Consider the following 5,915-nt stretch of genomic DNA (forward strand, 5'->3'; position numbering starts at 1 on the left):
TCGGGCTTGCCGGCGATCAGGGCCGCGCCCAGGGTGGCGGCCGCGACCCCGGCCCACGAGGCCTTGGAGACCTGCTCGCCCAACACGCGGGCGCTGACCGCGATCAGGGCCGGCATGGCCCCGACCAGCAGGGCCGCCACCGTGACGCTGACATGGGCCAGGCCCTCGAACTGCACCAGGAAGGCCACGCCGTACAGCACCCCCGACAGCAGCACGACGGGCGAGGCGAACAGGGCCCGCGCCTCCCGCCGCCGCAGGGCGAACGGCGCGGCGGCCAGGGCGGCCACCAGGAACCGCAGCAGCACCATGTGGGCCGCGTCGGTCTCGGTGAGGATCAGCTTGCCGGTGGGAAAGCCCAGGCCCCAGCAGACGCCCGCCAAGGCCAGGGCGACAAACGCGAACGACTTCATGGGCAAGGCGGACTCCGCGCCGGACTGGGTTCGGGACCGCCCCGCGCGGCGGCCCGCCGCGTTTTCTAGGACCGATGTATCCCGCAAGTGTCAGCTGTGATAGCGCCGCTGGGCCGCGAGGCAAAGCCGTCCGTCCGGGTGCGCGGCAAGTCTGTAATATTGTTCATCTATTTTGACATTTTCGCGCCATATCCGCGTGGCCAAGCTCTCCTCCGCCACGCAACAGGGAGCTCACGACCATGCGTAAAACCCTAACCCGGCTGGCGCTTGCGGGCGCCGCCGTCACTGTCCTGGCCACCGGCGCCGCCATGGCCCAGATCCCGGCGCCGCCCGTCCCGCCGACTCCGCCGGCCCCGCCGATGGACGACATGATGGCCATGGGGCCGGGCATGATGTTCATGCACCACGGCCGCGCCACCGATCCGGAAAGCCGCGCCCAGCGCCTGCGCGACGTCCTGCAGCTGCGCCCCGACCAGGACGCCGCCCTCAAGGCCTATGTCGACGCCACCTCGCCGAAGATCATCGTCAGGGATGAGGACGACCGGAAAGACGGCGACAAGTCCGAGCGCCCCGTCGACCGCTCTGTCGAGCGCAAGCCGCCGACCACGCTGGAGCGCCTGGACCGGATGAGCAAGACGGCCGAGGCCCTGCAGAAGCGCGTCGCCGCCACCCGCGCCTTCTACACCGCCCTCTCGCCCAGCCAGCAGAAGGCTTTCGACGCGCTCGGCCTGGAAGGCGGCGGCGACCACATGTTCATCCGCCGCTTCGAGACCCACGGCCCGGCCGCGTTCAAGGGCGGCGAGCGCCGGGTGATCATCCAACGCAAGGTCGGCTGAACCCCGACCATGCGTGAAGGAGCGACGCGCCTGCACGCGTCGCTCCTTCTGCTTCCGTAGCGATACGACCATTGCCCGCGCGCCTGCCGCGCTCTAAGCAGCCAGCATGGACGCCCGCCACACGTTCGATTTCCTGACCAACCCCGAGCGGTTCATGGCCTTCTCGCGGTGGGCGGCGCCGTTGCTTGGCGTGCTGTCCGCGATCGCCGGGATCGCGGGCCTGGTGCTGACCTTCCTCGTTCCGGAGGATTACCAGCAGGGCGACACCGTCCGGATGATGTTCATCCACATCCCGGCCGCCTCGATCTCGCTGTTCATCTATGTCTGCCTGGGCGTGGCCAGCTTCCTGGCCCTGGTGTTCCGCCAGGCCCTCGCCGACCTCGCCGCCCAGGCCTGCGCGCCGATCGGCGCGATCTACACCGCCCTGGCCCTGGTCACCGGCGCCTTGTGGGGCAAGCCGATGTGGGGCGCCTGGTGGGTATGGGACGCGCGCCTGACCTCGGTGCTGGTCCTTCTGCTGTTCTATCTCGGCTACATGGCCCTGCGCGGGGCGCTCGAGGACGAGCAAAAGGCCGCGCGCGCGGCGGCGATCCTGGCCCTGGTCGGGCTGATCAACCTGCCGATCGTCAAGTTCTCGGTGGAGTGGTGGAACACCCTGCACCAGGGCTCCTCGACCATGTTCGCCAAGGAGGGCGACGGCCTGCCAGCGATCTACGCCTGGCCGGCGGCGCTGATGGGCCTGTCGTATCTCGGCGCGTTCGGCGCGCTGTGGCTGGTGCGCATCCGCGCCCTGGTCTGGCGGCGCAAGGCCCGCGCCCTGGCCATGAAGCTGGCGGAGGGCCCGCGATGAGCTTCGATTTCGACGCCGGCAAGTACGCGGTCTATCTTTGGCCGGCCTTCGCCGTTTCCGTCGTCGCCTTCGCCTGGATGATCGCCGACAGCCTGCTGATGGCCCGCCGCTGGCGGCGCGAGGTCGAGCGCCTTCAGGCCGAGCTCGAGGAGACGCGGGCATGAGGCGCTGGCTGGCCTTCGTTCCGCTCGTGGTCTTGCTGGCCATGGCTGGCTTGTTCGCGGGCTACGCCCTCAAGCGCGATCCGCGCGTGCAGCCCCACGCCCTGGTCGGCAAGCCCGCCCCGGCCCTGCAACTGCCCGAGCTGACAAGCGGAACGCCCACGCCGATCCGCGTTCAGGGCGAGGGACCGGTCCTGGTCAACTTCTTCGCCTCCTGGTGCGCCCCGTGCGAGGTCGAGCACCCGCAGCTGATGGCCCTGAAGGCCCAGGGCGTGAAGGTGGTCGGGATCGCCTACAAGGACGCTCCGGCCAACACCCAGGCCTTCCTGACCCGCCTGGGCGATCCCTTCGCCCTGAAACTCGTCGACCGTGACGGCCGCGCGGGGCTGGAGTTCGGCGTCACCGGCGTGCCGGAGACCTATCTGGTGGGCTCCGACGGCGTGATCATCGCCAAGCACACCGGCCCGCTGACGCCCGACGCGGCCGAAGACCTGCTCAAGAAGGCCAGATAGGCTCCGATCTTCCCGGGAGACCGCATGCGGCGGGAAGTCGCGTTAACGTCGCGTTGACCATACTCGCGGACCTTTCGTTAACCATGCTAGTCTCCGAGTCATGAGCAACATCCGTCCCGCCGGCTGGCCCGTCGTTCCGTCGAAACCCGCGTCCGTCCCCGCGACGACGAGCGCCCCGACGCGCGCGGCCTTCTTCCAGGCGGCCCTGACGGATGCGGCGCCCACGCGTCCGGCGATCGCGCCCTCGACGGTGCAGTTGCAGACCCAGGCTCAGCCCCAGCAGCGCGCGGCGCCGCAGAAGCCGTTCGTGCAGCCCGACGCCCAGCCGCAGAAGATCCTGCGGCCCGGCTCACTCCTGAATATTTTGGTTTAGGTCCCCTCTCCCCTTGCGGGAGAGGGTGGCCCACGCAGTGGGTCGGGTGAGGGGTCGCGTCGACCCCAACCGCCTATCGACCCCTCATCCGGCCCTTTCGGGCCACCTTCTCCCACAAGGGGAGAAGGGAATCAGGCCGCCTTCTTGGCGGTCTTGTCCTTCTTCACCTTCTTGTCTTTCTTCGGCTTGTCGGCCTTGGCTTTCTTGGCCTTGGCGACCGGTTCGGCCGGATGGAGCTCAGCGCCGGCGACGTCGGCCAGAAGATCGAGGAAACCTTCGCGCTTGCTGGGCTTGAGCAGGGCCAGGATGCGCGCGTCGGCCATGGCGACCATCGGGCGGACGGCCTCCAGCGTCTCGCGGCCGGCGGCGGTCAGGCGCACACTGTTGGCGCGGGCGTCCTCGCTGGAGCGCTGGCGCTCCAGATGGCCCTTGGTGATCATGCGGGCGACCATGTCGGCCAGGGTCGAGCGGTCGATGCCGGTGGCCCGGACCAGCGCCGTCTGGGTGACGCCCTCGTTCTCGGCCACGGCCGCCAGGACCGCGAACTGGCGCTGGGTGACGCCCGCCTCGCCGCATTCCTCGGCGTAGATGTCGAGCGCCAGTTGCAGGACCCGATGCAACAGATGGCTGGGCGAGCGCTCCAGAAGGCCCCCAACCGCCTTTTCGCCCTTGCTCTTCGCCATCTCGCGCCCCTCGTTCGCACGGCCTTCCCAGCCGACGAACGAACGCTACCACCATTACGCGTCGATTTGACGACAACGGTCCGTGGACGGTGGAAAGCGGGCGGCGCTAGAAGCCCGCGTCCGGAGGTTCGGCCGCCGCCGGTTCGTCACCCTTGGCCATGTGCTTCATCATGAACGGGATCTGGGTGGCCACGAACACCAGGGCCAGCGGCAAGAGGCCCAGGCGGAACTTCACCCAGGTGTCGGTGCCCTGGGTGTTACGGACGATCTCGTTCAGCACCGCGACGACCGCGAAATAGCCGCCATAGCGCAGGGTCAGGGTCCGCCAGGCCGCCTCGGGCAGGTGCAGGGCCTCGCCCATGATCAGCTTCAGCGGCTGGCGGCCCGTGAGGATTCCGCCAAACAGGAAGGCGGCCAGGGACAGGTTGATCACCGTGACCTTGATCTTCACGAACACGTCGGAGTGGAAAACCAGGCCCAGGGTCCCGAACACCAGCGCCATGCCGCCGAAGAACAGCGGCAGCAGGGCCAGGCGTCGCTCGACCGCGAAGCCGATCGCCAGGGCCGCGGCCGAGGCGGCCACCAGCACCCAGGTCGCCTTCTGGAAATCCTTGGTGATGAAATAGGCCGCGCCGAAGGCGATGGCCGCGCCGTAGTCGACGACCGTCCGCACCCAGCCGTTGTTCTTTTTCGTAGCCTCGATGGGCGCTTCGCTCACGGATCAGTCCTTCAGGCCGACGAGGGAGCGCGAGAAGGCGCGGGCGTCGAACGGTTGCAGGTCCTCGACCCCCTCGCCCACCCCGATCAGCTTGATCGGGCTGTCGGAGGCGCGGGCCACCGGCACCAGCACCCCGCCGCGCGCGGTGCCGTCCAGCTTGGTCATGACAATCCCGGAGACCCCGACCTGGTTGCCGAAGATCTTCTCTTGGGCCAGGGCGTTGCGGCCGACGGTGGCGTCCAGCACCAGCAGGGTCTCGTGCGGATAGTCCGGATCGACCTTCTTCACGACACGGATGACCTTGAGCAGCTCGTCCATCAGGCCCTGCTTGTTCTGCAGGCGACCGGCGGTGTCGATCAGCACGACGTCATAGTGCTCGGCCTTGGCCCGCTCGACGGCCTCGTAGGCCAGGGCGGCGGCGTCCGAGCCCGTGGGCTTGGACATGAAGTCGGCGCCCGCCCGGTCGGCCCAGACCTTCAGCTGCTCGACGGCGGCGGCGCGGAAGGTGTCGCCGGCGGCGATCAGCACGCGCGCGCCCTTCTCGGTCAGGTCGGCGGCGATCTTGCCCAGCGTCGTGGTCTTGCCCGAGCCGTTGACGCCGATGAACAGCACCACATAAGGACGCGGCCCGGACAGCGGGTCGAACTGGCCCTGGCGGTCGGCCAGCTCGGCGGCGATCAGCTCGGCCAGGGCCTCCTTGACCTCGTCGTCGGTCGACGACTTGCCAAAGCGCGCCTTGCCGAAGGCCTCGGTGATACGGGCGGCGATCTCGGGGCCCAGGTCGGCCTCGATCAGCATCTCTTCCAGGGCGTCCAGCTGATCCTGGTCCACGGGCTTCTTGGTGAAGACCCCGGTGACCTGCTCGGTCATCGCCTGGGAGGACCGGGTCAGGCCGGACGTCAGGCGCTGGAACCAGCCTTTTTTCTGCTCGGGCTTGTCGCTCATCCGCGCCCGTTTAGTCGAACCGGCGAAAGTGTAAATCGGGATTTAACCGCGGGTGGTTAGCGCCGCCCCCCGCCGCGTGGCATGTAAAGGGCATGGACGTGCAACTTGACCCGCTGGGGACCGCGCTTTTCTGGCTCGACTACGCCGCCGCGGCCGTTTTCGGGGCAACCGGCGCCCTCGCGGCGGCCCGTCGCAAGCATGACATCATCACCTTCGGATTCTTCGCCGCGATCACCGGCGTGGGCGGCGGCACGCTGCGCGACCTGCTGATCGGGGCGCCGGTCTTCTGGGTGCAGCGGCCGGGCTACATTCTGGCGTGCCTGGCCGCCGCCACCGTGGTCTGGCTGCTGGGCAAGCGCGGCTGGCGGTTCCGGGCCCTGCTGTGGCTCGACGCCCTGGGCATGGCCGCCTACGCCGTGGTCGGCAC

At 69.1% G+C, this 5,915-nt stretch carries 10 protein-coding genes; 6 read left to right on the forward strand and 4 right to left on the reverse strand.

Going from position 1 to position 5,915, the window contains the following annotated elements; translation table 11 throughout:
* On the reverse strand, nt 1-410 hold a 410-nt coding region (locus tag VJ655_RS06740), incomplete at its 3' end, for an EamA family transporter (protein WP_324110295.1).
* A 239-nt stretch (nt 411-649) separates the two neighbouring features.
* On the opposite strand from VJ655_RS06740, the gene VJ655_RS06745 reads away from it, so the two are divergent.
* From VJ655_RS06745 to VJ655_RS06765, 5 genes are all read left to right on the forward strand, one after another.
* A complete protein-coding gene (locus tag VJ655_RS06745; RefSeq protein WP_324110296.1) occupies nt 650-1,246 on the forward strand; it encodes a Spy/CpxP family protein refolding chaperone in 597 nt (198 codons plus the stop codon).
* 106 nt (nt 1,247-1,352) lie between these two features.
* Nucleotides 1,353-2,096, forward strand: coding sequence for a heme ABC transporter permease CcmC (gene ccmC / locus VJ655_RS06750; protein WP_324110297.1), 744 nt, complete (start codon nt 1,353-1,355; stop codon nt 2,094-2,096).
* Nucleotides 2,093-2,260, forward strand: coding sequence for a heme exporter protein CcmD (ccmD, locus tag VJ655_RS06755; RefSeq protein WP_324110298.1), 168 nt, complete (start codon nt 2,093-2,095; stop codon nt 2,258-2,260). Before ccmC ends, ccmD begins: the two co-directional genes overlap by 4 nt.
* A complete protein-coding gene (locus VJ655_RS06760) occupies nt 2,257-2,769 on the forward strand; it encodes a DsbE family thiol:disulfide interchange protein (RefSeq protein WP_324110299.1) in 513 nt (170 codons plus the stop codon). The genes ccmD and VJ655_RS06760 overlap by 4 nt, the downstream gene beginning before the upstream one ends.
* Before the next feature lie 100 nt (nt 2,770-2,869).
* Nucleotides 2,870-3,142: a hypothetical protein gene (locus VJ655_RS06765; RefSeq protein ID WP_324110300.1), complete on the forward strand. Its 273-nt coding sequence runs from the start codon at nt 2,870-2,872 to the stop codon at nt 3,140-3,142.
* Between the two features lie 131 nt (nt 3,143-3,273).
* Here the strand turns inward: VJ655_RS06765 and VJ655_RS06770 are convergent, their stop codons facing one another.
* From VJ655_RS06770 to ftsY, 3 genes are all read right to left on the reverse strand, one after another.
* Nucleotides 3,274-3,825, reverse strand: a complete 552-nt coding sequence (locus VJ655_RS06770; RefSeq protein WP_324110301.1) for a MarR family winged helix-turn-helix transcriptional regulator — start codon at nt 3,823-3,825, stop codon at nt 3,274-3,276.
* 106 nt (nt 3,826-3,931) lie between these two features.
* Entirely contained in the window at nt 3,932-4,543 is a 612-nt protein-coding gene (locus tag VJ655_RS06775) for an inner membrane-spanning protein YciB (RefSeq protein WP_324110302.1), read from the reverse strand.
* 3 nt (nt 4,544-4,546) lie between these two features.
* Nucleotides 4,547-5,488 (reverse strand): signal recognition particle-docking protein FtsY, encoded by a 942-nt coding sequence (ftsY, locus tag VJ655_RS06780; protein WP_324110303.1) that lies wholly within the window; start codon nt 5,486-5,488, stop codon nt 4,547-4,549.
* 92 nt (nt 5,489-5,580) lie between these two features.
* Here ftsY and VJ655_RS06785 point away from each other — a divergent pair.
* Nucleotides 5,581-5,915 (forward strand): trimeric intracellular cation channel family protein (locus VJ655_RS06785; protein ID WP_324110304.1); only part of this gene is annotated, 335 nt, incomplete at its 3' end.

It is taken from the genome of Caulobacter sp., assembly GCF_035254145.1.
Taxonomy (GTDB): domain Bacteria; phylum Pseudomonadota; class Alphaproteobacteria; order Caulobacterales; family Caulobacteraceae; genus Caulobacter.

Bases quoted from the DNA above. Each gene is read 5' to 3' on its own strand.
- VJ655_RS06760 (WP_324110299.1), top strand. From the start codon at position 2,257: ATGAGGCGCTGGCTGGCCTTCGTTCCGCTCGTGGTCTTGCTGGCCATG.
- VJ655_RS06770 (WP_324110301.1), bottom strand. From the start codon at position 3,825: ATGGCGAAGAGCAAGGGCGAAAAGGCGGTTGGGGGCCTTCTGGAGCGC.
- VJ655_RS06765 (WP_324110300.1), top strand. From the start codon at position 2,870: ATGAGCAACATCCGTCCCGCCGGCTGGCCCGTCGTTCCGTCGAAACCC.
- ccmC (WP_324110297.1), top strand. From the start codon at position 1,353: ATGGACGCCCGCCACACGTTCGATTTCCTGACCAACCCCGAGCGGTTC.
- VJ655_RS06745 (WP_324110296.1), top strand. From the start codon at position 650: ATGCGTAAAACCCTAACCCGGCTGGCGCTTGCGGGCGCCGCCGTCACT.
- ftsY (WP_324110303.1), bottom strand. From the start codon at position 5,488: ATGAGCGACAAGCCCGAGCAGAAAAAAGGCTGGTTCCAGCGCCTGACG.
- ccmD (WP_324110298.1), top strand. From the start codon at position 2,093: ATGAGCTTCGATTTCGACGCCGGCAAGTACGCGGTCTATCTTTGGCCG.